The 23,815-nt window shown below is 49.2% G+C and carries 20 protein-coding genes; 9 read left to right on the top strand and 11 right to left on the bottom strand.

Going from position 1 to position 23,815, the window contains the following annotated elements; genetic code table 11:
- Nucleotides 1–262: 262 nt before the first annotated feature.
- Nucleotides 263–2,866 carry a zinc-dependent metalloprotease gene (locus AC1RVX_RS22075; RefSeq protein WP_493218732.1) on the bottom strand — a complete coding sequence of 868 codons (2,604 nt, stop codon included), beginning with the start codon at nt 2,864–2,866 and terminating at the stop codon, nt 263–265.
- Between the two features lie 660 nt (nt 2,867–3,526).
- On the opposite strand from AC1RVX_RS22075, the gene AC1RVX_RS22070 reads away from it, so the two are divergent.
- Nucleotides 3,527–6,418 (top strand): TonB-dependent receptor plug domain-containing protein, encoded by a 2,892-nt coding sequence (locus tag AC1RVX_RS22070; RefSeq protein ID WP_493218731.1) that lies wholly within the window; start codon nt 3,527–3,529, stop codon nt 6,416–6,418.
- 80 nt (nt 6,419–6,498) lie between these two features.
- Here AC1RVX_RS22070 and xerD read toward each other — a convergent pair whose 3' ends face one another.
- From xerD to AC1RVX_RS22055, 3 genes are all read right to left on the bottom strand, one after another.
- A complete protein-coding gene (xerD, locus tag AC1RVX_RS22065) occupies nt 6,499–7,401 on the bottom strand; it encodes a site-specific tyrosine recombinase XerD (protein ID WP_493218885.1) in 903 nt (300 codons plus the stop codon).
- A gap of 32 nt (nt 7,402–7,433) precedes the next feature.
- On the bottom strand, nt 7,434–7,949 hold the full coding sequence (locus AC1RVX_RS22060; RefSeq protein WP_493218730.1) for a methylated-DNA--[protein]-cysteine S-methyltransferase: 516 nt from the start codon (nt 7,947–7,949) through the stop codon (nt 7,434–7,436).
- Between the two features lie 686 nt (nt 7,950–8,635).
- Nucleotides 8,636–9,640, bottom strand: coding sequence for a TRAP transporter substrate-binding protein (locus AC1RVX_RS22055; protein WP_493218729.1), 1,005 nt, complete (start codon nt 9,638–9,640; stop codon nt 8,636–8,638).
- 172 nt (nt 9,641–9,812) lie between these two features.
- Between AC1RVX_RS22055 and AC1RVX_RS22050 the strand changes: the two genes are divergently transcribed.
- The 3 genes from AC1RVX_RS22050 to AC1RVX_RS22040 are packed head-to-tail and all read left to right on the top strand — an operon-like array spanning nt 9,813 to nt 13,347.
- Nucleotides 9,813–11,804 carry a sensor histidine kinase gene (locus tag AC1RVX_RS22050; RefSeq protein ID WP_493218728.1) on the top strand — a complete coding sequence of 664 codons (1,992 nt, stop codon included), beginning with the start codon at nt 9,813–9,815 and terminating at the stop codon, nt 11,802–11,804.
- A 27-nt stretch (nt 11,805–11,831) separates the two neighbouring features.
- Nucleotides 11,832–12,422, top strand: a complete 591-nt coding sequence (locus AC1RVX_RS22045; protein WP_493218727.1) for a response regulator transcription factor — start codon at nt 11,832–11,834, stop codon at nt 12,420–12,422.
- Between the two features lie 34 nt (nt 12,423–12,456).
- A complete protein-coding gene (locus AC1RVX_RS22040) occupies nt 12,457–13,347 on the top strand; it encodes an AEC family transporter (protein ID WP_493218726.1) in 891 nt (296 codons plus the stop codon).
- Between the two features lie 65 nt (nt 13,348–13,412).
- Here AC1RVX_RS22040 and lnt read toward each other — a convergent pair whose 3' ends face one another.
- Both lnt and AC1RVX_RS22030 read right to left on the bottom strand, forming a co-directional pair.
- Nucleotides 13,413–14,978, bottom strand: coding sequence for an apolipoprotein N-acyltransferase (lnt, locus tag AC1RVX_RS22035; RefSeq protein ID WP_493218725.1), 1,566 nt, complete (start codon nt 14,976–14,978; stop codon nt 13,413–13,415).
- On the bottom strand, nt 14,971–15,849 hold the full coding sequence (locus tag AC1RVX_RS22030) for a CorC family transporter (protein ID WP_493218724.1): 879 nt from the start codon (nt 15,847–15,849) through the stop codon (nt 14,971–14,973). Before AC1RVX_RS22030 ends, lnt begins: the two co-directional genes overlap by 8 nt.
- Before the next feature lie 404 nt (nt 15,850–16,253).
- On the opposite strand from AC1RVX_RS22030, the gene AC1RVX_RS22025 reads away from it, so the two are divergent.
- Nucleotides 16,254–16,598 (top strand): DUF1304 domain-containing protein, encoded by a 345-nt coding sequence (locus AC1RVX_RS22025; RefSeq protein ID WP_493218884.1) that lies wholly within the window; start codon nt 16,254–16,256, stop codon nt 16,596–16,598.
- 23 nt (nt 16,599–16,621) lie between these two features.
- Here AC1RVX_RS22025 and AC1RVX_RS22020 read toward each other — a convergent pair whose 3' ends face one another.
- The 5 genes from AC1RVX_RS22020 to AC1RVX_RS22000 form a co-directional block, all read right to left on the bottom strand.
- On the bottom strand, nt 16,622–17,512 hold the full coding sequence (locus tag AC1RVX_RS22020; RefSeq protein ID WP_493218723.1) for an ion channel: 891 nt from the start codon (nt 17,510–17,512) through the stop codon (nt 16,622–16,624).
- A 59-nt stretch (nt 17,513–17,571) separates the two neighbouring features.
- Nucleotides 17,572–18,054, bottom strand: coding sequence for an rRNA maturation RNase YbeY (gene ybeY, locus AC1RVX_RS22015; protein ID WP_493218722.1), 483 nt, complete (start codon nt 18,052–18,054; stop codon nt 17,572–17,574).
- A complete protein-coding gene (locus AC1RVX_RS22010; RefSeq protein WP_493218883.1) occupies nt 18,038–19,144 on the bottom strand; it encodes a PhoH family protein in 1,107 nt (368 codons plus the stop codon). Before AC1RVX_RS22010 ends, ybeY begins: the two co-directional genes overlap by 17 nt.
- Nucleotides 19,141–20,481, bottom strand: coding sequence for a tRNA (N6-isopentenyl adenosine(37)-C2)-methylthiotransferase MiaB (gene miaB, locus AC1RVX_RS22005; protein WP_493218721.1), 1,341 nt, complete (start codon nt 20,479–20,481; stop codon nt 19,141–19,143). Before miaB ends, AC1RVX_RS22010 begins: the two co-directional genes overlap by 4 nt.
- 76 nt (nt 20,482–20,557) lie before the next feature.
- Nucleotides 20,558–20,953, bottom strand: a complete 396-nt coding sequence (locus tag AC1RVX_RS22000; protein ID WP_493218720.1) for a hypothetical protein — start codon at nt 20,951–20,953, stop codon at nt 20,558–20,560.
- A gap of 378 nt (nt 20,954–21,331) precedes the next feature.
- Here AC1RVX_RS22000 and AC1RVX_RS21995 point away from each other — a divergent pair, with 378 nt between their 5' ends.
- From AC1RVX_RS21995 to AC1RVX_RS21980, 4 genes are all read left to right on the top strand, one after another.
- Nucleotides 21,332–21,838, top strand: coding sequence for a flavin reductase family protein (locus tag AC1RVX_RS21995; RefSeq protein WP_493218719.1), 507 nt, complete (start codon nt 21,332–21,334; stop codon nt 21,836–21,838).
- A gap of 7 nt (nt 21,839–21,845) precedes the next feature.
- Nucleotides 21,846–22,109: a SemiSWEET transporter gene (locus AC1RVX_RS21990; RefSeq protein ID WP_493218718.1), complete on the top strand. Its 264-nt coding sequence runs from the start codon at nt 21,846–21,848 to the stop codon at nt 22,107–22,109.
- A gap of 154 nt (nt 22,110–22,263) precedes the next feature.
- Nucleotides 22,264–22,656 (top strand): DUF4124 domain-containing protein, encoded by a 393-nt coding sequence (locus tag AC1RVX_RS21985; RefSeq protein ID WP_493218717.1) that lies wholly within the window; start codon nt 22,264–22,266, stop codon nt 22,654–22,656.
- A gap of 178 nt (nt 22,657–22,834) precedes the next feature.
- Nucleotides 22,835–23,815 (top strand): SRPBCC family protein, encoded by a 981-nt coding sequence (locus tag AC1RVX_RS21980; RefSeq protein ID WP_493218716.1) that lies wholly within the window; start codon nt 22,835–22,837, stop codon nt 23,813–23,815.

Here is a 23,815-nt window from a genome sequence, read left to right as displayed (position 1 = left end):
TGTTTTTTTAAATTGGCCTTTAATCAACTTAATAAATATATTTAGAATGTTGTTTTTTTGAGTCACTTTGTTTTCACCGCATAAAACCAATCATTTCCTTTCGGAAATATTCCTTAACCTCTTTAGTTGGTGTTGAGCTACCGACATGGCGACAGCCATCAACATCCCGCCACAACCAGATACGATGCTTCAATAAAAAACCCGTGCCAAAGGCACGGGCTTCAGAAATTGCCTGAAAAATCAGATTCAGTATGACAGTCGCTCAGACACCTGTTTTTACCAACGACGCTTTCAACACTTCGTTCAAAGTAGCCAGGCTTTCCGACAAATGTGCGCGTGACTCAGGGCTCATGGATTTGCCAACAGCACCACGAATGGCTGACAGCAATTGCGTAGCCTGTTCTCTTTGCAGGCTGCGGGCATCCGCCGGTGCCGTTGCAGTTGGTTTGATCAATGCATTTGACAAACGCTTTAAATGCTCACGCTGCAGATTGCGGCGGGCAGACGTGATTTCTGCACCACTGGACAATTCACTCCATATACTCGCTTGCAAATTCCCATACAGTTCATGCAGAGACAGCGCTTTCTTGGGATCACGCAGCTTTTCTGCCGTATTGAGCATACGCTGTGCAACCACATCCGACATTAACTGATCCAGTGCCGCAGTTTGCAAACCCAGCAAACGGGCCGAGATGGAAATATCGCTGCGGCCTGCGCGCTGAAAATGATCCACGCCCAAACGGCTCAGCAATTCTGGGGTGAACACAAAACTCTTGGCGGTGAACAAACTGTCTGACACCAGCTTCAAAGCCTGGCGCTGGCGTTCTACCGGCACTGGCGTGAAGGTAGCGCGACCAGTTCCGGCATGATCCCTGAGGAAGGTGGTGCCACCGACATATTTAGTCGCCAAGGGTACGGTACGGGCAAATTGCCCAAAACCATATTCGAAGCTGCGACGCAGGCTTTCATAGCTGTCGCCAGCTTTCAATTGGCGTGTCTGCAATTTATCCCATAGCTCACGGGAAATCGTCAGGCGCTTCTGGATATATGTCAAAGGGTCAGAACCCAGATCGAAGATGTTAACATCTGGGTCAGACATCACGGCACTGATGGAGTCTTCATCCGTACCATAAGCCAGCAAGGGTTCTGTAGAACGCGACGCGATACGCGCCAGTTCGTCTTTTTCCTTCTCGGCTTCTATCGGTTTGTATGCGTATTCAATAGCCCAATAATCATACGGGCCAAGTGAAGACATCACATACTCGCCCTGCGGCTCACCCTTGATTGCCAGATTGAAAGGAATGTAATCCATAACTGAGCCAGCCAAACCATTGACTTTGGTGAAGGCAGGATCCTGCAATTGCTTGAGCGTATAAATAGTGGAAGAGCGGAAGTTATGACGCAGGCCCAAGGTATGGCCTACTTCATGCATGATGACATCTTTGACATAGGCTTGTGCGAGTGCCTCAGCTTTTGGACTATCCATATCCACTTCACCGCGCGCTTCCAGCAATTCCATGGCAAAGCCCATTTCCATGGTGGCTTCATGGGCAAAATCGCAGTCGCCATTATGTGGACTGGCAACCTGGCCGGGCATGTCTTCCCCTATTACCCGGCGGGCACCACGGGCAAATACATCAGACATGCCAATGTCAGCATCCAGAATTTCACCACTACGATCATCCATACGCGAAGGGCCAATGGCAAAGCCTACGTCGGCGCCGACAAACCAGCGAACTGATGCATGACGTGCATCCATGGTGTCAAAAGTATCGCTTTCAGTCTGCTGCTTGGCCAATACGGCGTTTTTGAAACCAATTTTCTCGAAAGCCTTATTCCATTCCAGGATGCCTTCGGTAATCGATTGGCGGTATTTCTCAGGGATATTTTTATCCAGCCAGTAAACGATGGGCTGCACCGGTTCTGACAAAGCGGCAGATGGGTCTTTCTTTTCCAGGCGCCAGCGGTTCACAAAATGGCGTGATGTCTTCGGCTTTATATCGTCAGTAAAGTCGTAGCTGGTCGTCACAAAGTGGCCGATGCGGTCATCTGCCATACGTGGGTGCATGACTTCTGCAGGTAAAGCCGAGAAGTTATAGTAGAAGCCGACGAAGAAACTGCGTGGGTCTGGCGTCGTCTGTGGCGGTGTTGGCATAGGCACTGGCGTCGGTACCAGCGGTGCCGCTGCAATCCTTGGAACAAAGAAATGGGCGTTGACCAGAAAGCCTGCAAGGGATTCGTCTACGTTGATCTTACTGAAGCTGGTATTGGTGCGATCAATCGCATAGGCCATGCGATAAGCAGATTCCAGGCGGGTCGAATAACCGGGGATATCTGAGAACAACAGCGCACTAGCGTCGACCAGAATGCCTTTTGATTCAACATGCGGCGAACTTAACACGGGGGCGCTACCCAGCAAGCTATCAGAAAAAGCCTGAGCTACTGCCTGCGCCTGCGGCGTACCCGGAGTCGCATAATACTCAGTATTCTTAGCCAGCAATTGAACCTGGTTACCAATTTTATGGAAAACCGCCTGATGACCTCCTCCCATCTGGCTACCATACAAACCACGCTCACCTATGCTGTTCGGGATGTTATAGGTAAACAGGAAAGGCTTGTCGAATTGCTCAGGACGAATTTCCAGCCAGACCTTGTCGTCTTTCTGATACAGATTGAAAAAGCCCTTAAGCTCTTTGGCATCCTTGATGATATCTTTAAACGGACGCAATGCCACCGGAGCAGCAGCCGGAGTCGTACCTGGCACAGGAGTAGCAACACCGTTAGCCGGCGGCACGCCTGCAGCAGGTGTTGCTGGCGGTGTTTGCGCAAATGCGGCGCTTCCCAATGCACATAACAAAAGCAGCATGGTTTTTTTCTTAAATTGGCTTTCTTTTGACGATTTCATAATCAATCCCGATTAAATTAGAAACAGGCGGCAAACCCGACTTTAGCCGGCTCCCTGGCTGTGCTCGTAGACCACAGATTTCGTTACAAGTTCTTACAAGTTGCAGGAACTTTTTTACTGGACAATTTTTGCAGTCATTTGAAAATTTGAAAAAATTTTTCGCATTTTATAGCAAAAAAGAATTTTCATTTAAGCAATTAAATAATTATTTACAGTCTGTTTTTCAAGAAATTAAGTTAATTTACCTGTTTTTATAAGCTTATTACTTGAAATTATATGTATTTGAGTTAATTTCAAAAAAACTGGTAAATCGTAGTTTTTTAAAAATTTAGAAAGTAAATTTTCATTTCCTGTCTCCGTCATACAACAAGAAATCAAAAAACAGTAACAAATGCTTTCCCATTAAGGTGTTTTATTTACATAATAAAGTTCTGTTTGATTAATTGCCTTTCATTTTCCCGCGCATAAGCTTAAAGAGGAAAAAACATAGCAATATCTCATCAGACTGCAGTACAGGCAAACATCAAAGTTCAAAAAACTTTCCGACGTGCCAAAGTTAAACTGCCACAAACGGATCCGGCACCCGATTGCATCTGGTCTATCTATAAAGAGGGAATAATAATGATTTTCAAAGAAAAAATTGGCGTACAGTCCGTACGTCTGGCATTGAGCGTAATAGCTGGTTCCATGCTGATCGGGGGCTATGCCCAGGCTCAGACAGAATCTACTGCTGCTCCACAACGTATCGAAATTACTGGCTCAAACATCAAGCGCACGGATAAAGAAGGTACGTCTGCTATTCAAACAATTAGCACCCAGGAAATCAAAAATAGTGGTGCAGCAACAGTTCTTGAGCTGATGAAAACTCTTGTACCTGGAATGGGCACGGGCGGTTACAACAATACGGCAAATCAAAACGGCTTTTCCAGATCTGTTGCTGTTGCAGACTTGCGCAGCCTTGGTGCAACCTCAACTTTGATCCTGTTGAATGGTCGTCGCATGGCACCAGCCCCATATGCAAATCCGAACAACGGCAAGTCAACACTGTATGACCTGAACAATATTCCAATTTCTGCTTTGGAAAAAGTGGAAGTATTGAAAGATGGCGCCTCTGCGATTTACGGTTCCGACGCCATCGGCGGCGTAATCAACTTTATTACCCGTCGTGATTACCAGGGTGGCGAAATCTCTGCCACGGTAGGTGCAAACGACGACAATAAATTCGGCAAGAAAGATGTCAATGGTTTCTACGGTAAGGGTGATCTGTATAAAGATGGTTACAACTTCTTTGTCACAGCTGATTTCAGCAAACGTGACCCTGTATGGAAGCGCGATGGCGTCAAGGATATTGAGCAAGGCTTGTACGGTGCATTGAATAACCGCTTGACTTTATGGGATGGCTCGGCGCTTGCAAACGCGTCCTCCAATAGTGCTGTCACCAACCAGGCAACGCTTTACCGCGAATCTGCACCTGGCAGCAAAAATTTCCCTTTGGCCAATTCTTCTTTCCAGACAAATTGTGCTGACTCCAGAAAAGTAACAGGCACTGCTGCAAATCACGCCAATGCCGCCTTCTTGAACAAGACTTTCTGTATCTACGACGTTGATGGCGATACACAAGTACAAAATCGTGCAGAAGAAGCAAGCTTCCTTGGCCGTGGTGAAATCAAAATCAATGAAAATTTAAGTGTATTTGGTGAAGCCGCAGCGACAAGAAACACCAATTACTATACTGGTGCACCAATCGCCATCAATGGCCGCTCCCCTACAACCAATTTCACCTCCACCGGCTTGGCAGATCCATTCCAGGCGATCTTGCCTGTTGGGCATCCGGACAACCCATACAATGTCCGCACCGCACTTGCTTATCGCTTTGAAAACCTGAAGGGTGGTAGTGAAGAGCAAGCTGACAGCGCCCGTCTGTTGGGTGGTTTGAAGGGAACAACAGCAGGTATCGACTGGGAAACAGGCGTGCTGTGGAGCCGGTCCAAAGTCAAAACTACTGGATTTGGTAATCTGTACCTGCCAACCTTGCGCAAGTTGATGACGGATAATCGCTCTATCGCTTCCATCGCAGCAGACCCTAACATTTCCAGAAACACCGTTGATACCGGTACGTCCGAAATCACACAATGGGATGGTAAAGGTAGTACCGAGTTCGGTAGCCTGGGTGGCGGCCCGATTGGCGTAGCTGCAGGTTTTGAGCTCCGCCAGGAAAAAATCAAACTGGATCCAGATGCAGATAAAGCTGCCGGTAATATCTTCGGTTTTGCGAACACCATTATTGATGGTCAGCGTAAAGTCGGATCTGCTTTTGTAGAATTCCGCACGCCATTTACCAAAACCTTTGAAATGGATTTTGCAGGTCGCCTTGATAAATATGACGGAATCAAAGCCAATTTTGCTCCAAAAGCTGGGGCAAAATGGACACCTAATGACACCATTGCTTTCCGTGGCAGCTATTCTGAAGGTTTCCGCGCTCCAGCGTTGACCCAGGTTACTCCAGGTGGCGCGCAGTTCTTCCTGAGCAGCTTGCAAGATCGCGTTCGTTGCCCAGATGGTTCTAACCCAGCTGCCGGAGCGGACCCTACCGATTGCGCGAAGAGTGCGTCTGGTACAGGCGGCTCAAATCCTAATCTGAAACCAGAGACAGCCAAGGCTTATACCTTAGGCTTGGTATTGTCACCAACACGCAATTTTGACGTAGCGCTGGATTGGTACAAAGTGCGCAAAGAAGGAGAAGTTATCCTGACAAATGCACAGTTCCTGTTGGATCATGAATCGGCAAGTACGGTTGGAATCACGCGCGATCCAAATCAAGCAAACTGGTTGAAAGATGCCAAAGGCAATCCTATTCCAAACACCGGTCCTTTGTTGTCTATTGCTGAACCATGGATCAACCAAGGTGCAACAGAAACATCTGGTATTGATCTTGATGTACGCTATCGTACAGCATTAGCTGGTGGTAAATTGGAAGCCTCGCTGGGCGGCACTTACATTCTGTCCTATCGCAGGGCAGAGAATATTGGTGATAATGAAGCCAATGTTGTAGGTTCGAATGGCGGTCTGTCTGACTGGAATACTTCTGGCGGTGATATCCCACGTGTGAAAGCACGCATGGGCTTAAACTGGACGAAGAATGAGCACAATCTGTTTGGTGCAGTGAACTTTGTCAGTGGCATTTCCTTACTGCGTCGTTCTGACAACCAAACGATTTACCCAGCGGCGTATTGCTACTACGGTACAGGTCAACCATCCACTGCTTACTCTTTGGGCGGAATACCACAGTTCAATCAATACATTGCTGATTGCAGTGTAGCGTCCTGGACTACTGTAGATGTTGGTTACAAATACACAGGCATCAAAAATCTGACACTGGGCGTAACCATCGCCAACCTGTTTGATGCAAAAGCGCCATATGATCCACGTTTCACCGCCAATGGTTATAACGACCAGTTGCACAACAACACAGGCCGTTATTTCACATTCGCTGCAAGCTATAAGTTCCAATAAAATCGTTTAAGGAATCAGGCCATTCAAAGAATGGTCCCTACGATATTGAAAGCGCCCGGAAATTTTCGGGCGCTTTTTTATTACCCACGTGGATGATGCTGAGCATGCAGTTTCTTCAATCGCTCCCGGGCGACATGGGTATAGATTTGCGTCGTTGAAATATCAGCATGCCCCAACAATAACTGCACAACCCTAAGATCGGCACCGTTGTTTAACAAGTGGGTGGCAAAGGCATGGCGCAAGGTGTGGGGGGACAGCGGAACCGTGATATTTGCCTGCTCCGCATATTTCTTGATCAGTATCCAGAACATCTGCCGTGTCATGGCACCGCCGCGTGCGGTAACGAACAGGGCGTCGTCAATCTGCCCGTTCAATATGGCTGGTCGCCCTTCTTTCAAATAACGTTCCAGCCAGGTGCGAGCTATTTCGCCAAACGGCACCAGGCGGGTCTTTCCACCTTTGCCAGTAATACGCAAGACGCCTTCGTTCAAGCCTACTTCAATAGAACGCAAGCCTACCAGTTCACTGACCCGCAAGCCGCAGGCATACAACAGTTCCAGCATGGTCCTGTCACGCAAACCCAGGGGTGTTGAATCGTCTGGTGCTTTCAACAAAGACTCAACCTGGGCTTCGCTCATGGTCTTTGGCAGGCGCGGTGCCTGCCTGGCCGAGCGCAGCTTGCTACAAGGGTTGTGGCTGATCAGGTTTTGACGAAATGCCAATAGATAAAAACGTTTCAGCACACTCATGCGCCGGTTGGCGGAGCTGGCTTTGGAGCTTGCATGCTTTGCCGCAATATAGCTGCTGATATCGGCATGGCTGACCTGATACAGATGCTTGCCATGCCCATGGTGCAGCCACTCGGCAAACAGGCGCATGTCGCGGCGATAGGCTTCTATGGTATTTTTGGCCAGTCCGTCTTCCAACCATAAGGCATCACAAAACTGGTCGATTTGCGCGGTAACGCTGGCTGGCAGTTCAATTGCCGCTTCTGTGGGTAGTCGTGGCTTGTTTTTTACTTCCACAATGCTTCCTGGGTATACCCGGCGACACCTTCATGGGTAAGTAACCAGCGTTTCACACCAAGATGAAAGCCGGTTTCATCATCGTGGTGAGCAAAACCACCTATGCCACCAGCAGCAGTCACACGATGACAGGGAATGACCAGGGGATACCAGTTGGCACCACAAGCCTGACCGACTGCACGGGGCGCAGAGCGCAAATGCTTGGCAATTTGCCCATAAGTTAATACTTGCCCACGCGGTATGGATGAAATTGCCTGCCACACCCTGCCCTGAAAGGCCGTGCCAGCCTCTTTCAAAGGCAGTGTGAATTGAAAATCAGGATTTTTAAGGTAGGCATCAATCTGTATCGCTGCCTGCTCAGCCAGTTTGTCAGCTGGTGCTTTTTCTTTGAAGCGTGCTGGCAGATAAACCAGCTCAGAAATGTGCTGGCCTTCGCTACGAATGCCTACAGCGCCAAACGGCGCTTCCACGATAGCTGAAAAAATACCCGATTCTTTATCCAGCATGATTTTCCTTTCAGGCAAAAGAAAAAAAGGCGCATCATCTGATGCGCCTTTAAAACGTCTTTCGCGTTTTCGGCTGTTTAGCGTACATGATTTTTTTTAATTTATCACATCCGCTCAGCTTGTAGTAAAAACGCGCGTCTCCTCAGTGTGTACGGTATCGTTACCGTTATTTTGCACTACCGCCTTTTAAACCGGTACCTGCTTTTTCGTCTTGCAGAAATCTGAACTGACGAGAATATAGCATGGCCAGAATTGGCTTTCAAAATAAAAATGATACAAATTGGTGCACTGTTGCAGATTTGTGAAATATGATCATAACCCTTAAAAATGTGCTAGGCAATGCCATTTTTTATTTTGCAAAAATAAAAATCGCCGTATTTCCTAGCGGAAAACACGGCAATTTCTTTTTTACTTTGGTCAATCCTGTTTTTATTTATCTACTTGTATATTAGATTTGGCAAGCACATCGTCATTTGCGTTATATAAATAATCAACAAAAGGAAAGCTGCCATCGCCATTAAATATGGCAGAACTGCCACGCTCAGCAACGCAATCCCCATTTTGGTGATTCTTGAAGCAACATATACATACTTGGTCGCCGGAACCAGATTTCTATGCGCAAATGCGCCCGCTAAAAGGTGCCATTGCCGCAGATAAGGCTTGGCTTGGTCGTCTTTCCTGAAAGATTATTTGTAGCCGAGTTTGCTTGCTTCTTTATTGACGTTGGCAATCAAATCCTTACCGATACGCCCTTCCATTTCTTTCTGTACTGGCAGCAAAGCCTTGCGCCATTCAGCTTTTTCTTTATCTGACAGCACGTACACTGTCGTTTTGCCAGATTTTTTTACCGCTTCCAGTGCACTGTCATTTTCTTGCTGGGCGATGGCATTCGCATATTTGGTGGCAGACTTCATTGCTTCATCCAGCTGGTCACGGATATCTGCTGGCAAACCATCCCAGAATTTTTTGTTCACGATAACGGCATAGCCCAGGTAACCGTGATTGGTGACAGTGACATGCTTTTGCACTTCATACATTTTTTGCGTGTACAGGTTGGAAGGTGGATTTTCAGTGCCATCAACCACACCCATTTGCAAAGCCTGGTATACCTCAGAAAATGCCAATACTTGCGGAATGGCGCCCAAGGCACGCATTTGCGCATCCAACACCTTGGATGACTGGATGCGCAATTTTTGGCCTTTCATGTCTGCTGGCAAGTGCATCAGCTTATTGGATGACATGATCTTGAAACCATTGTCCCAGAAACCCAGGCCCGTAATGCCCTTGGATTCAAGTTTCTTCATCAGATCCTTGCCTATTTGACCTTCGGTCACGGCGTACAACACTTCTTTGGAGGGAAAAATATAAGGCAGATCGAAAACTTCAAATTCTTTGACGCCCAAAGGGCCAAACTTTGCCAGTGACGGCGCCAGCATCTGCACCGCACCCAATTGCAGGGCTTCGAGCTCTTCTTTGTCTTTGTACAGGATACTATTCGGGTACACCTCTACTCTGATACGCCCCTTGGTGGCTTTTTCGGCCAACACCTTGAAACGTTCTGCGGCTTTACCCTTGGGTGTGTCATTGGCGACAACATGACTGAACTTAATGACGATAGGTGTCTGCGCAAATGCTGCACTATTGACGATGAAGGCAGTCAACAGAAAAAGCCGTACTGATTTCAGTTGCATCTTTGTCTCCAGACATTTTTTTTGTATTGTGGCACGGATTATTTCAATGTCAGCACAATCTGACAACTGTGGATAACCGCAAGAGATCGTTCGCTGCTTTTCACTGATTATCACGAACAGAGAGTTTAATTTCGCACTGTCCGTAAATCTGGCAGTGCAGTAAACTAGTCCCATGAAAAGCCTCTACCGCACCCAATCCTGGCCAAATCAGAAATGGCGCTGGATTATTCCCATCCTGTTGCTGTTACTGTTTCTGTCCACGCTGATCTGGTTACCGTGGCAAGCGCAGCGCATGGAAGCCAATGAGCGACAAGAGCAACTGATCGCTGATTCCCTCTGGGTAGAGCAGGCCATACAGTTCCAGTTAAACCGTAATGATGAAGTCTTGCGCCAGATCGCCAGTGAAATTGCCTCTGCCAAACTGCAAAAAGAAACCGTACTGGATCGCTTCCGGGCGATTTTAAAAAATAACCACGAGGTCCAGCGTATCGCCTGGTATGACGCCAACAACAAGGTCATCGTCGATACCCGTGAGGGCATGCTGGCCAGTGCCGAGCGTTTGCCGGTACCAAAATTTGAATTTGGTTCACTGGATGTCAGTGAAGAAACGGTCTGCCAGAAACCGGTTTTAGAGATCAATGCCAAGAATGCCTATCTGCTGCATTGCCAGATCCCCATGATCAAGGATGAGCATCGCGTAGGCAGCATGATGATCAGCTACCGCATGAGCGGTATCCTGGATGAATTGGTACCCTGGTGGTTCGCCCAGGATAACCAGATCACCATCACCGACATTGATGACCGCATACTGGCGGAACGCGCTGCTGGTGGCAGCGGCAAAAACGTGTATACCCACAGCCGGGCACTCGAACTACCCAGCCTGACCCTGATACTGCGTACCAACAGCATCAAGAGTGAACCCAAGCTGCTTTCCAACTTGCTGGTACTGTCTGTCATTTTGCTGTCAGCAGGTTTGATCTGGAGCCTGATCGCACTGTGGCGAGATATCAATCGCCGGCTGGCAGCAGAGGGGGCCTTACGGCAGCAGGTCACCTTTCGCACGGCAATGGAAAATTCCCTGGTCACTGGTTTGCGTGCGCGGGACATGGAAGGTCGTCTGACCTATGTCAACCCGGCGTTTTGTCGCATGGTCGGCTTCCCCGCTGAAGAAATCATAGGAAAAGTACCGCCCATGCCTTATTGGGCGCCGGAAGCCATCGAAGAGTATCAGCAAAGGTTCACCCGCCTGCTGGCTGGCTCGGTACCATCAGAAGGCTTTGAAACCGTGTACCAGCATGCCAGTGGTGAACGTATACCCGTCCTGATTTATGAGTCAGCGCTGATCAATGAAAACGGCAGACAGACTGGCTGGATGAGTTCCATCCTCGATATTTCAGAGTTGCGACATGCACAGGAACTGACACGGCAGCAAGAAGAAAAACTGCATACCAGTGCCAAACTCGCCACCATGGGTGAAATCGCCTCCATGCTGGCACACGAATTAAACCAGCCGCTGGCAGCCATTTCCAGTTACACCACCGGTGCCATCAACCTTCTGCAATCAGGCATCATAGATCGCCCTCTGTTTCAAAGCGCACTGGAAAAAGCCAACGCCCAGGCCCAAAGAGCTGGTCACATCATCCGTAGCGTGCATGAATTCGTCAAGAAACGTGAAGCCACGCGTGAGCCAGTACAAATTGCCGACCTCATTCACAGCGTCATGCCACTGGTTGAATTGCAGGCGCAAGCCAGCCATGTTGCCCTGCAATGGCAAATCAAGTCATCTTTACCAACCGTGCTGGCTGATGGAGTCTTGCTGGAACAGGTGTTATTGAACCTGACCAGGAATGCCATTGAAGCCATGCAAAAAACACCCCCGGAGAAACGCATCCTGCGCATAGAAACCAGCTTCGATGACAGTCTGCAACAAGTCATCGTGGCGGTGACGGATCGCGGACACGGTATTCCCGCAGAGGTAGCAGAACAGTTGTTTTCACCGTTTTTCACCACCAAATCATCGGGCATGGGCATGGGTTTAAATATCTGCCGCACCGCGGTTGAATTCCACGGCGGCAAGCTTTCGCACAGAGATAACCCTGCGGGTGGTACTATTTTCCAGTTTGCATTACCGATCTATCAACAACAGCAGAGCGCAGACAAATGAAGCGCCGATTACCGTTTGGGAGACAGCATGTTACACATCATTGATGACGAAGAAGTCATACGCGACGCTTTGTCATGGTTGGCAAGGTCCAGGCAGATTGCTGCACACAGCTATGAAAGTGCAGAAAAATTCCTGACAGCACTCGACCGTCCATTAAACTTTGACAGTCAGGGCGATTGTATATTGCTGGATGTGCGTATGCCCGGCCTGAGCGGAACCAGCCTGTTTGAAATGCTGGCATCCAGACAACTGATCAAACGCCTGCCTGTTATTTTTTTGACCGGCCATGGCGACGTACCAATGGCCGTTGACACTCTCAAACGTGGCGCTTTTGATTTCTTTGAAAAACCTTTCAACGACAATAAGCTCATGGACCGTGTGCAAGAAGCCCTGACGCAATCGCGACAGGCAGGCAGTGCCGCCGTCATCCATGAACGTCTGGCGACGCTCTCCAGTCGTGAAAAGGAAGTGCTGGACCTGATACTGCAAGGAAAAATGAACAAGGTCATTGCGGATCAGCTAGGTATCAGTATGCGTACCGTTGAAGTACATCGCGCCCATATCTTTGACAAGATGCAGGTGAAGACTGCCGTCGAACTGGCTGGCATACTCAAATAACAGGTAGCTCCGAACAATATAAAAATAGCCTGGCATGTCCATCTTCACCCTGCTCTTCCCTGATTTCACACTGATACTGCTCGGTTTTTTACTGGCGCGGCATGCCCACTGGGGTGGGCATTTCTGGGCCGGTGTAGAAAAAATCGTCTATTTCATCATGTTTCCGGCGCTGCTGTTTTACACCACGGCACGCACGCAGTTTGATTTCCACACCACTGGTCACCTGCTACAAGTCGCCGTTTTTGCCACTGCCTGCGGCATGCTCCTGGGCTGGTGCGCAAAGTTTCTGTTCAAGACCGCACCACGCATTTTTGAATCGGGGGTACAAACTGCCTTCCGTTTCAATTCCTATATTGCGCTGGCACTGGCTTCGCGCCTGGCTGGTGAACAGGGAACGGCATTGATGGCCTTGCTGATTGGATTTCTGGTTCCCCTATGCAATATGGCCGCCGTGTATGCGCTGGCACACAATAGCGGCAGGCTGATGAAAGAAATTGCCAGCAATCCGCTGGTAGTCGGTACCGCCAGCGGTGTGTTGTTCAGCGTCTTGCAAGTCCAGTTACCAGAAGGCATCGCCGCCCCCCTGTCGCGTCTGGGCAATGCCTCCATCGCCCTTGGCTTGCTAGCCGTAGGTGCCGGCATGCGTGTGTCTGGGCTGCGCGAAGCCAAAGGTATAGCCAGTTATTTCCTGGTCGTCAAACTGCTGGCCCTGCCCCTGATTGCCTTGCTATTAGGCCGCTGGATGGAGCTGCCATTGTTGCAACTACAAATCGCTGTCATCTTCTGTGCCCTCCCCACTGCCTCCAGCGCCTACGTATTGGCTGCCCGTATGGGTGGCAACGGTCCATTTGTGGCTTTCCTGATTTCGGCAAGTACCGTGCTATCGGTGCTGACTTTGCCGGTGTGGTTGAGTTTGGTACGATGAGGGGCAAACCGCTATATCAATAATTTGGAAACGACCGCAATAAGCAGCAATCATAGTAACGCACCCTACATTTTCCGCCTTAAAACAAACCCCAACAAAAGACTCACCACCAAGCAGCCAATTACCCCCCAATTCCCTAGCAGAATATATGGCGTCATTCCCTGATATCCCTGCACCTTCGCCGTCAATACCCCCTTGGTATTGGCCGGCAATTGCGCTACCACCTTGCCACCAGGGACGATCACCGCAGTAGCCCCGGTATTGGTGGCCCGCAGCATGGGGCGCCCGGTTTCCAGTACGCGCATTGTGGATATCTGCAAATGCTGGGGTATGGCGAAAGAGTCGCCATACCAGGCGAGATTGGAAGAATTCAGCAAGATGCTTGCTGTCGGCTCACCGGCGGCGTATTGCGACAACAATTGGGCAGCGATTTCTTCACCGAACAAATCTTCATAGCAGATGTTGGGCATGACCAATTGCCCGCCTACCTTCATGGCTGGTTGTATTGGCCCCGCAGTCGAAAATTCGCCCATGGGTATTGCCATGGCTTTGACAAACCAGCGAAAACCAGGTGGAATGAATTCACCGAAAGGGACCAGATGATGTTTGTCATAGCGGTAAGCCTGATTGCCATACTGACGTGACATGCCCAGCACGCTATTTGAATATTTGTCGCCGCCGTCATGCACAGCAACGCCGACCAGCAGTACAGAACCAGTACTTTGAGCAAAGTTGTTCAACAAGGGCAAATAATCGGGTGGCAATTGTGATGTCAGCATGGGTAATGCTGTTTCTGGTGTGACGATCAAATCAGCTGGTGCTGCCAACAGCATGTCGTGGTACAAAGTCAGCGATTCATTCAGATGATCCTGATCAAATTTCATGTCTTGCTGCACATTACCCTGCAACAGCCGCACCTGTATGAGCTGCCCCAGCGGCCTGGTCCATTCGATTCTCTGCAAGGCCCATCCGCCAACAAAGATGGCCACACACAAGACGCCAGATATTTTCACATGCTGTGATGATCTGGTACTGCACAGCAGCGCAATGGCTGCAGCCAGCAAAGCGTTCAGCCAGCACAACCCCAGCACACCTATCACGGGTGCATAACCAGCCAGCGGGCTATTGGTATGGGCATAACCGGACAACACCCAGGGGAAACCAGTCAGCAACCAGATGCGCAACCATTCTGCCATGGTCCACAAAGCAGGCATGATCAGCAAGGCGGTTACCATGGCCGACAGTTGCCAGCGTTGACGCAGCCAGTGCAAGGTATAAGCGGCTGCGGCCATATAAATCGACAAGGCGGCCGTCAGCAACATCAGCGCCAGAACCGACAGCAAACCCGGCAAGCCGCCATAGACGGTCATGGCGATCACCAGCCAGCCGACGCTGGCTGTCAGCCAGGCAAAGCCATATGCCCAGGCCAGCCAGACCGTTTGCCTGCGTGTGAATGCTGCATTGCCATCCCTCAATATCAGGCCAAACAGTAATGCAAGGCTGATGATTTGCAGGGGCCAGCAATTGACGGGTGCAAATGAAAAGACGTTCAGCCCCCCTGCCACCAGCATCAGCAGGAAAGATGAACGCCAGGACAGGGACGACAGAACGCCAGCCAGCGTCTTAACCATCGGACCGCAAAGTAGGTCTTTGTTCAACCAGCAGCATCTGTACCTGACGGGCATCGGCCCGCAAAACTTCAAAGTACAGATTACCAATGGAAAATTCATCCCCCATATGAGGTACTGCGCCCATGTAATTGGCGACATAGGTGCCAATGGTTTCGGCACCTTCCGACGACAAGGTGGTGCCTAGCATGTTGTTGAACTGCTCGATCTCGGTCAGGCCCTTGATGCGCCAGCGCTTGCCGTTACCTTTGCTTTCCAGCGCCAGGATATTGTCTTCTTCTTCATCGAAATCGTATTCATCTTCGATATCGCCGACGATTTGTTCCAGCACGTCTTCAATGGTGATGAGACCGGATACACCACCGTATTCATCTACCACCATGGCAATGTGATTGCGGTTGGCACGAAAATCGCGCAACAGGATATTCAGGCGTTTGGATTCGGGGATGTAAATCACGGGACGCAGCATTTCACGGACTTCAAAAGCTTCTGCCGCGTAGTAACGCAGTAAATCTTTGGCCAGCAAAATACCAACGACCTTGTCACGGTCACCATCCACAGCAGGAAAGCGTGAGTGTGCAGTGGACAGCACTTCCGGCATCCATTCTTCTATGGGGTTGGAGATATCGATGACATCCATTTGCGCGCGCGGCACCATGATATCGCGTGCACACAGATCAGATACCTGGAACACACCTTCTATCATCGCCAGTGCATCGGCATCGATCAGATTGCGTTCTTGCGCGTCGTGCAAAACTTCCAGCAACTCGGCGCGATTTTCAGGTTCAGGAGAAATGAGGGCGGTCAAGCGTTCAAACAATGACCTATGGGGTTTAAGGTCAGTTGGTCTGACCTTACTAGAGTGCTCTTGCATAATAGGCGTAACGCCGTTGTTTCAATCCTACAGAATACAACAAATGCGGGTGGTTTCCTTAACTTTGACCTGACGAGTGGCAAAAAAAGCTGCCCCTATAAATAGCAAAAGCATAATTTTATTGGTGCAAACGTTTGCTTTTTAGATAATTTCCCTCTAAGGAATTGCACATTTCAAGACAGCATCGATGTTAAGCTTACTGGTATCTTCAATTTACTTTAGAGCAAGTCCTCGACACGAAAGAGCTTGCAAGCTGAGCTTGCTTGTGTCATTTTTAGCACTGTTCGAGTAAAAACCGACACACCCCATGACAAATAACAACATGAAGAAAACTGCTTTGTATGTAAAACATAGAAGGCTTCAGCAGTCCGCTTCAGTCCCTTAAAGGAGAAATCGTGTTCATCATCGCCAGCGTCATCACCGGCATCGTCGCCGCCCTGCATATCTATTTTTTGATACTTGAGATGTTCCTCTGGGATAAACCTCTGGGTCTGAAGACTTTCCGCAACACGCCGGAAAAGGCAGCAATCACCAAGGTGCTGGCTGCCAATCAGGGTTTATATAACGGTTTTCTGGCAGCTGGTCTGATCTGGGGATTGTGCCTGGGTCCGGCAGGTTTTCATGTGAAAATTTTCTTCCTGACCTGCGTCATCATTGCCGGCGCTTACGGCGCATATTCTGTCAGCCGCCGCATCCTGTACGTGCAGGCAGTTCCTGCTGCGATTGCGCTGATCTTGCTGCATCTGTAAGCCAGCCTGGTCTTATCAGCAATTTAATGCGCGGCTTCTTCCACGATTTCCACTGAATCGTGGAAGCGGGTGTAATGAATATGCGGAGTCAGACCCGTGCTATTTTCAAAGACATCCACATAGCGGTGGTTCCAGCGAATTTTGCTGCATTGATAATAATGGCGCGCCCTTTGCGGCAGGTTGGTCGTATCGTCCACACCCTCAATACTCAATATCAACGAAGCATTCATATCATGCAAGGCTTCTGCATCAAGCCCGAACAAGGGGCTGTTTTCATCAATGACATGGATGACGGTCCAGCCAAGGATGAAGATGGGATGTTGATCACGCTCCAGCTTCATATCAACAATTTTACGAAAATTGCCCATAGTCGCTGATTTTTCATCACGCATCATACGCAATTTGGCTGATGCTTCACTGATGATATTCATGCGCGAATTGGCCATGCGTATCAGCAATACACGCCGGCCATCTGCCACATGGCTAACAGGCTGTGCTGCAAAAATAATGCTGGAACGTGGGCGCGAGAAACGTGCAAACATGACGCCGGTAATCAGGGCCACACTGGCCATACCAACAAAGATCTCCAGTGTTGCCACACTATGTCCGTACACGGTCTGCGGATGCATGTCACCATAACCCACAGTCGCCAACGTTTCGACACTAAAGAAAAAAGCACCCAGGAAATTATTGGGTGCCAGGTTACCGATGGGGTTATTACCCAGCATGAATAAGCTGGCAAAACACAGATTGAGCACCAGAAAGACAACACCCACACCAGCAAAAAATACTGGCCAGCTGGATGTCATTGCATAGTAGTAAAGGTCTTGCCAGAACTGTGTACGTAAACCATAGGCAACTACAGCGCGGTCGCCCATGGTAATACGCCTGCCGCGAGGCTTGTGTTCGCCCATGTTATTCTTTCAATAGAAATTCCTGCGCCAACCAAGGATAAGGAGTGCAAACTCCAGCGCTACTGATACGGATTTTCCAAACCCAGCCCCGCCAGTATCTCTATCTCCAGGGCTTCCATTTCTTCGGCTTCTTCGTCGTCTTCATGATCATAGCCCTGTGCATGCAAGACACCATGGACGATCAGGTGTTGTGCATGTTCGAGTACCGTTTTCTTTTGCTCTGCCGCTTCTTTTTGCAGCACGTCGGTACACAGGATGATGTCAGCCTGGGTCACTTCAGCATCTTCATCTTCGGTGTAGGCAAAGGTCAGCACATTGGTGGCGTAGTCTTTACCGCGATAATCATGATTCAGCAACTTGCCCTCTTCTGCATTGACGAAGCGCAAGGTAATCTCGGCCGGAAAGAACAGCGCTGCCTGTACGGTCCTGCGTATCAGCGGGCGGGTCAGTTGGTCTTGCAGGCGCTTGTCGGCATATTGCACGGACAGGGTCAGTTTGGGTTTGACTTGAGGTTTGGTTTCGGATTTACTTTTTGCGACCATGGTGTGCAGAACTGAGAGGGGTTGCGGGTTTTAACAGGCCAATGGCGGCGCTGTTGGCGGTCGCATTGGCATTCGCAGATTCGTAGGCATCGACGATGCGTGCCACCAGCGGATGACGTACCACATCCACACTACTGAAATGGGTGAAAGCGATACCGCGCACCCCATCCAGCACCTGACAGGCATCGATCAATCCACTTTTTTGACCGCGTTGCAAATCCACCTGAGTGGCGTCACCCGTAATGACAGCCTTGCTGCCAAAACCTATGCGTGTCAGGAACATCTTCATCTGTTCCGCCGTGGTGTTTTGCGCTTCATCCAGGATAACAAAAGCGTGGTTCAACGTGCGTCCACGCATATACGCCAGCGGAGCAATTTCGATGACCTGCTTTTCAAACATTTTTTGCGTGCGGTCAAAACCAAGCAAATCATACAGGGCGTCATACAGTGGGCGCAAATATGGGTCTACCTTCTGTGCCAGATCACCAGGTAAAAAGCCCAGGCGTTCGCCAGCTTCAACCGCTGGCCGCGTCAGTACGATACGCTTAACGGCATCACGCTCCAGTGCGTCGACTGCACATGCCACTGCAAGATAGGTTTTACCTGTACCTGCGGGACCTATGCCGAAGCTGATATCGTGTTCGAGTATGGCCTTGATGTAATGGTTTTGATGTGGCGTGCGCCCGCGCAAATCACTGCGGCGGGTTTTCAGCATCGGACTTTCAATGTCGGCATCTTCGGGCAAAGGTGAATCGATGGCGACATCATCTTTAGTGACGGCATCGGCTTTGTCTGCTTTGCCGGTCTTCAGATTTTTGCTGGCGCGCTGTTCTACCAAAGCCAGTTGCACTTCATCAATGGTGATGATTTTTTTTGCCAGTCCATAGAAATGTTCGAGAATTTCTATGGCTTTTTCGGCATTGTGACCACTGACAATGAATTTTTCACCACGCCGGAAGATAGTCACATCCAGCGCCGACGAAATTTGCCGCAGGTTCTCATCCAATGGTCCACACAGATGCGCAAGGCGGGTGTTGTCCAAGGGTTGAGGGATGAAGTGTGCTACCGGCACAGGAGTTTTTGCCATTATGCTGTCACTGCCTCTTCGACTAATTCGCCACGTAAGGAATAATTATAGGATTCGGTAATGCGGGTATTGACCAGCGTACCAATGAGATCTTTGGGACCAGCGAAATTAACAACACGGTTATTCTCGGTGCGGCCCTGCAATTCATTCGCATCCTTGACGGACGGGCCTTCGACCAGAATACGTTGTACCGTGCCTATCATGGCATTGCTGTATTTCTTGGTATTGGCATCAATCACGGCCTGCAAATGTTGAAGGCGACGCAATTTCAATTCCGCAGGGGTATCGTCCGTCAGATTAGCCGCCGGGGTACCAGGTCGTGGGCTGAAGATGAAGCTGAAGCTGTTATCAAAACCGATGTCATTGATAAGCTTCATTAGTGCATCAAAATCTTCATCTGTTTCACCAGGGAAGCCGACGATAAAGTCAGACGACACTGCAATGTCAGGGCGCACCTGTTTCAGACGGCGCAAAACAGATTTGTATTCGATTGCAGTATAACCGCGCTTCATCGCCGACAAAATACGGTCAGATCCATGCTGGGCTGGCAGGTACAAATGATTAACCAGCTTGGGTACCTTGGCATAACAGTCAATCAGGCGCTGGGTGAATTCTTTGGGGTGGCTGGTGACAAAGCGTATGCGTTCAATTTGCGGGAATTCAGCGACGTATTCAATCAACAGGGCAAAGTCAGCAATCTCGCCATCTTCCATGACACCTCGGTAAGCATTCACGTTTTGTCCCAGCAGGGTGATTTCTTTGACCCCTTGTTCAGCCAGACCTGCCACTTCAGCCAGCACATCATCAAAGCGACGCGAGACTTCTTCGCCGCGTGTATAAGGCACGACGCAATAACTGCAATACTTGCTGCAACCTTCCATGATGGAAACAAAAGCTGTCGCACCTTCCACCTTGGCAGGTGGCATATGGTCAAATTTTTCAATTTCAGGAAAGCTGATATCGACTTGTGAACGACCAGAGTGGCGACGTGCGTCGATCAATTGTGGCAGGCGGTGCAGGGTCTGCGGGCCAAATACCACGTCTACATAGGGTGCACGCTTAATAATGGCTTCACCTTCTTGCGAGGCAACACAACCACCGACACCGATCAACAGATCAGGCTTTTTACGCTTCAATTCACGCAGGCGCCCCAGATCGGAAAACACCTTCTCAGATGCTTTTTCGCGCACGCTGCAGGTATTCAGCAAGATCACGTCGGCATCGTCGGGGTTGTCGGTCTTGATCATGCCATCATTGGCATTGAGCACATCCGCCATCTTGTCCGAGTCATACTCGTTCATCTGGCAACCGAAGGTTTTAATAAATACTTTTTTTTGCATAATTTTCTAATTTGCTGTTACTCAGCAATCAATTACCGAAGGCACTACATCACTGAGTTTGGCGTAAATCCCGTTGCTAATTGCTACTCTTGAACTGCATCGGCGTCCACACTTGCGGTGCGGGCAATACCCGCTTGCGTTCATCCGCAGTCAAAATCCATATTTTTTGCAACTCACCAAAATCGTTGTCTGTGTAATTGACAATGATGTAATTACCCGTCAGGTAAGTCGGCAATACCAGCATATTCTGTGCATCATAAAAACGTGTCGCTGGCACGGTGTACCTGATCTTGCCATCCATGATCACATCTGGATATTTCGACATATCCAGCACGCCACGCTTGGTATTGGGTGGGAAGCTACGCTCATCCGTTACTTGTCCAGCCGTTTGCGCCATGCTGCTCAGGCTAAAGCCAACCAGCATCAGGGCCATCAAACCACGACGTACAGTCAGAAAAACAGACATGCGCATGAACATAAGCAAGTGCCCCGGTCAGGAAAGTGTAAAAACGAAAAAATCAACGGAATCAACTACTTAAAGCTAAAATTTGGAATCTTACAAGGGCGCAAGTTTAACACAGTCAGCGCCGCCCTACAGCAGTAGCCAGTAGTAAGAACTATTTTGATCAATCAGAGCGGAATGCGTTTCAGCATTCTTACCCACCACAGCAAGACTGCTTAGGACGCAAGAAATCTGGGATAATGTTATGAAAACTTTGCTTAAGATACTGCGCCAGAACAACAAAACCTGTTGTTGGGGTAATGAATACACGATTTTTGTCTGAAATCGCCACAGATTAGCCGTATTCGCCAGACTTGATCATGGTTTAAATAAAAACCACGGAAATCCATGCATACCCGCTCCCCTCGCGCCCAAGTGCGCGAATTTGATACTCGCCATTTTCGTGATGCCCTGTCGCAATTTGCAACTGGCGTTACGGTTATTACCACTCGCCTGGCAAATGGCGTTTTTCTTGGCTTGACTGCCAGTTCCTTCAATTCCGTATCGCTAGACCCACCGCTGATACTCTGGAGTCTGGGTAATGCAGCCAACAGCATGCCAGTGTTCACTGGCAATTCGCATTATGTCGTCAATGTCTTATCAAGTGAGCAAGCATGGCTGGCCGAACAATTTGCGAGCCGTAAAACCGACCGGTTTGAAGGGGTAAAATACACGCTGTCACGCACTGGCCACCCGATACTAAGCGGGGCGTCAGCCTGGTTTGAATGCCATAACCGTAGTCGTTACCCCGAAGGCGATCATGTCATCTTCGTCGGCGAAGTGGAACATTGCGAATTCACGCGCCAGGCACCACTGGTCTTTCACTCTGGTCAGTTTTTGCTGCCACCGAAATAAGAGCATAATGATTTTCCCATTTTCCACCGATTGCATCGGTTATCTTGCTGCCTTCCTCACTACCACCGCCTTTATTCCACAAGCCTGGATGACCTGGCGCCGCAAACGTGCCGAAGGGGTATCTCTGGGCATGTACCTCATCCTCGTCACTGGCATCATGCTGTGGCTGATTTATGGCCTGATGCTGCATGCACTGCCAGTCATCATCGCCAATATGATCACTCTGGTACTGGCAAGTTTTATTCTGGTCATGAAGCTGGTGTATAAATAAATACATAGATAAATACGTGGCTCCAGCACGTACCTGAGTGCAGAACTATCTCTTACTTGAATTTTAATTCTGTTCATGAGAAGCTTGAAGTCACGGCGACCAGCTATTGAGCTTGCGGCGCTACCAAAATTATAAAACCTGAGGGAAGCTCTTTATGAAAACCATACATCTTTTTTCTGCCGCGATGCTGCTGGCACTGAGCAATGTGGCATCTGCCCAGATACAAAAATGTGTGGACAGCGACGGACGCGTGACCTTCACAGACAATGTTTGCGCCAAGTCCAGCGTCAAGCAAAAATCTGTGCAAGCCGGCCAGAAAATGGTTGGTTCAGGTGGTGAAGCAGGCGGAGACAGCAATTTGGCCGCCAAGAATGAAGCTTTCAACCAACGCCAGGCAGTACGCGACCATAACAATCTGGTCGATAACATGAATTACAGGAACCAAAAAATGGCTAAAGAGATTATGAATAGCCCTTTGCCAGAAGGCGTCAGATCAAGAACCTTAAGCTACTCCAATGACAAACCACCTAAAGTCGAATACAAGTAAGAAATACAATTAATAAATCTTTATCAGACAGGTTTGTTACAGTGTTTTCATAGGCTTTTCGCTAACAAGGCAAGACTGCAGTCAACGTCTGCTTAATTAGCGCTCCAACACCAAAGTAGCTGATCAGGCCGAGATTAATCCTCCGGCCACTATCCAAACTCATGATCAGGCATAGACCATGTCCGCCCCCACAGCACGTTTAGAATTCCGACTTATTGGCGCCGTGATTGCCGGCGTTGTTTATGGCCTGTTATTGCGTATTGGGTTTGAATACAAGGCCATGCATGAATGGCTGCAGATCGTATCCACTGCCTTCCTGATCGTTACTCCCTTCAGCATCGGCGGCATAGCCGTTGTGATTGCTGCCGGAAAATCACGCATCTCCATCCCGGACCAGTTGCGAGCGGCAACCTCAGCAATGTTATGCTTCCTGATAGCCATGTTCGTATGCCTGCTGGAAGGATTAATCTGCATCGTTCTTGTTTTGCCGGTATTTCTGATCGCCGCCATGCTAGGCGGCCTTATCGCTGGCTGGATACATAATCGCTTCAGGGCATCCAGGGTGAGCCTGTCTTCCTTCGCACTGCTGCCACTCTTGCTTGGCCCGATTGAAGCCAGTCTGCCACCTGCGCAAAGCGAACAAGTGGTCAGTTCTGTCATACAGATACAAGCCAGCCCTGAAGAAGTATTTGACCAACTGGCAACGGTCAAAAACATTGCGCCTGACGAGCTCGGTTTTTCATTCGTGCACCTGATAGGCTTACCCAAACCGATAGAAGCCAATATGAATGGTGCAGGCGTAGGGGCAGTACGTACTTCGCGCTGGGAAAAAAATGTACGTTTTGAAGAAATCATCACCACCTGGCAAAAGCCATATGCCATGCATTACAAGTTTCATATCGCACCAGGTGGCATTCCCAGAGATGCGCTCGACAGACACGTGGAAATGGGAGGTGAATATTTCAATGTGCTGGATGGTGGCTATGACCTGGTAGCCAGAGATGGTGGTACAGAACTGCGTCTGAGCACCCGCTTCGTGAATAAATCCCAACTGAAGACTTATGGCGATTTATGGGGGAAAATGGTCCTCAACGATTTTCATCAATCCATACTTGGGCTCATGAAAAAGCGGGCAGAATTGGCGCATCAGAGGGGGTAA

Source organism: Undibacterium sp. GW821-FHT11B02, from assembly GCF_058808955.1.
This window is presented reverse-complemented; position numbering and strand designations above follow the sequence as displayed.

Coding starts and splice junctions, on each gene's coding strand:
- AC1RVX_RS22075 (WP_493218732.1), bottom strand. CDS start 2,866: ATGCTGCTTTTGTTATGTGCATTGGGAAGCGCCGCATTTGCGCAAACA.
- AC1RVX_RS22070 (WP_493218731.1), top strand. CDS start 3,527: ATGATTTTCAAAGAAAAAATTGGCGTACAGTCCGTACGTCTGGCATTG.
- AC1RVX_RS22060 (WP_493218730.1), bottom strand. CDS start 7,949: ATGCTGGATAAAGAATCGGGTATTTTTTCAGCTATCGTGGAAGCGCCG.
- AC1RVX_RS22055 (WP_493218729.1), bottom strand. CDS start 9,640: ATGCAACTGAAATCAGTACGGCTTTTTCTGTTGACTGCCTTCATCGTC.
- AC1RVX_RS22050 (WP_493218728.1), top strand. CDS start 9,813: ATGAAAAGCCTCTACCGCACCCAATCCTGGCCAAATCAGAAATGGCGC.
- AC1RVX_RS22045 (WP_493218727.1), top strand. CDS start 11,832: ATGTTACACATCATTGATGACGAAGAAGTCATACGCGACGCTTTGTCA.
- AC1RVX_RS22040 (WP_493218726.1), top strand. CDS start 12,457: ATGTCCATCTTCACCCTGCTCTTCCCTGATTTCACACTGATACTGCTC.
- lnt (WP_493218725.1), bottom strand. CDS start 14,978: ATGGTTAAGACGCTGGCTGGCGTTCTGTCGTCCCTGTCCTGGCGTTCA.
- AC1RVX_RS22030 (WP_493218724.1), bottom strand. CDS start 15,849: ATGCAAGAGCACTCTAGTAAGGTCAGACCAACTGACCTTAAACCCCAT.
- AC1RVX_RS22020 (WP_493218723.1), bottom strand. CDS start 17,512: ATGGGCGAACACAAGCCTCGCGGCAGGCGTATTACCATGGGCGACCGC.
- ybeY (WP_493218722.1), bottom strand. CDS start 18,054: ATGGTCGCAAAAAGTAAATCCGAAACCAAACCTCAAGTCAAACCCAAA.
- miaB (WP_493218721.1), bottom strand. CDS start 20,481: ATGCAAAAAAAAGTATTTATTAAAACCTTCGGTTGCCAGATGAACGAG.
- AC1RVX_RS22000 (WP_493218720.1), bottom strand. CDS start 20,953: ATGCGCATGTCTGTTTTTCTGACTGTACGTCGTGGTTTGATGGCCCTG.
- AC1RVX_RS21995 (WP_493218719.1), top strand. CDS start 21,332: ATGCATACCCGCTCCCCTCGCGCCCAAGTGCGCGAATTTGATACTCGC.
- AC1RVX_RS21990 (WP_493218718.1), top strand. CDS start 21,846: ATGATTTTCCCATTTTCCACCGATTGCATCGGTTATCTTGCTGCCTTC.
- AC1RVX_RS21985 (WP_493218717.1), top strand. CDS start 22,264: ATGAAAACCATACATCTTTTTTCTGCCGCGATGCTGCTGGCACTGAGC.
- AC1RVX_RS21980 (WP_493218716.1), top strand. CDS start 22,835: ATGTCCGCCCCCACAGCACGTTTAGAATTCCGACTTATTGGCGCCGTG.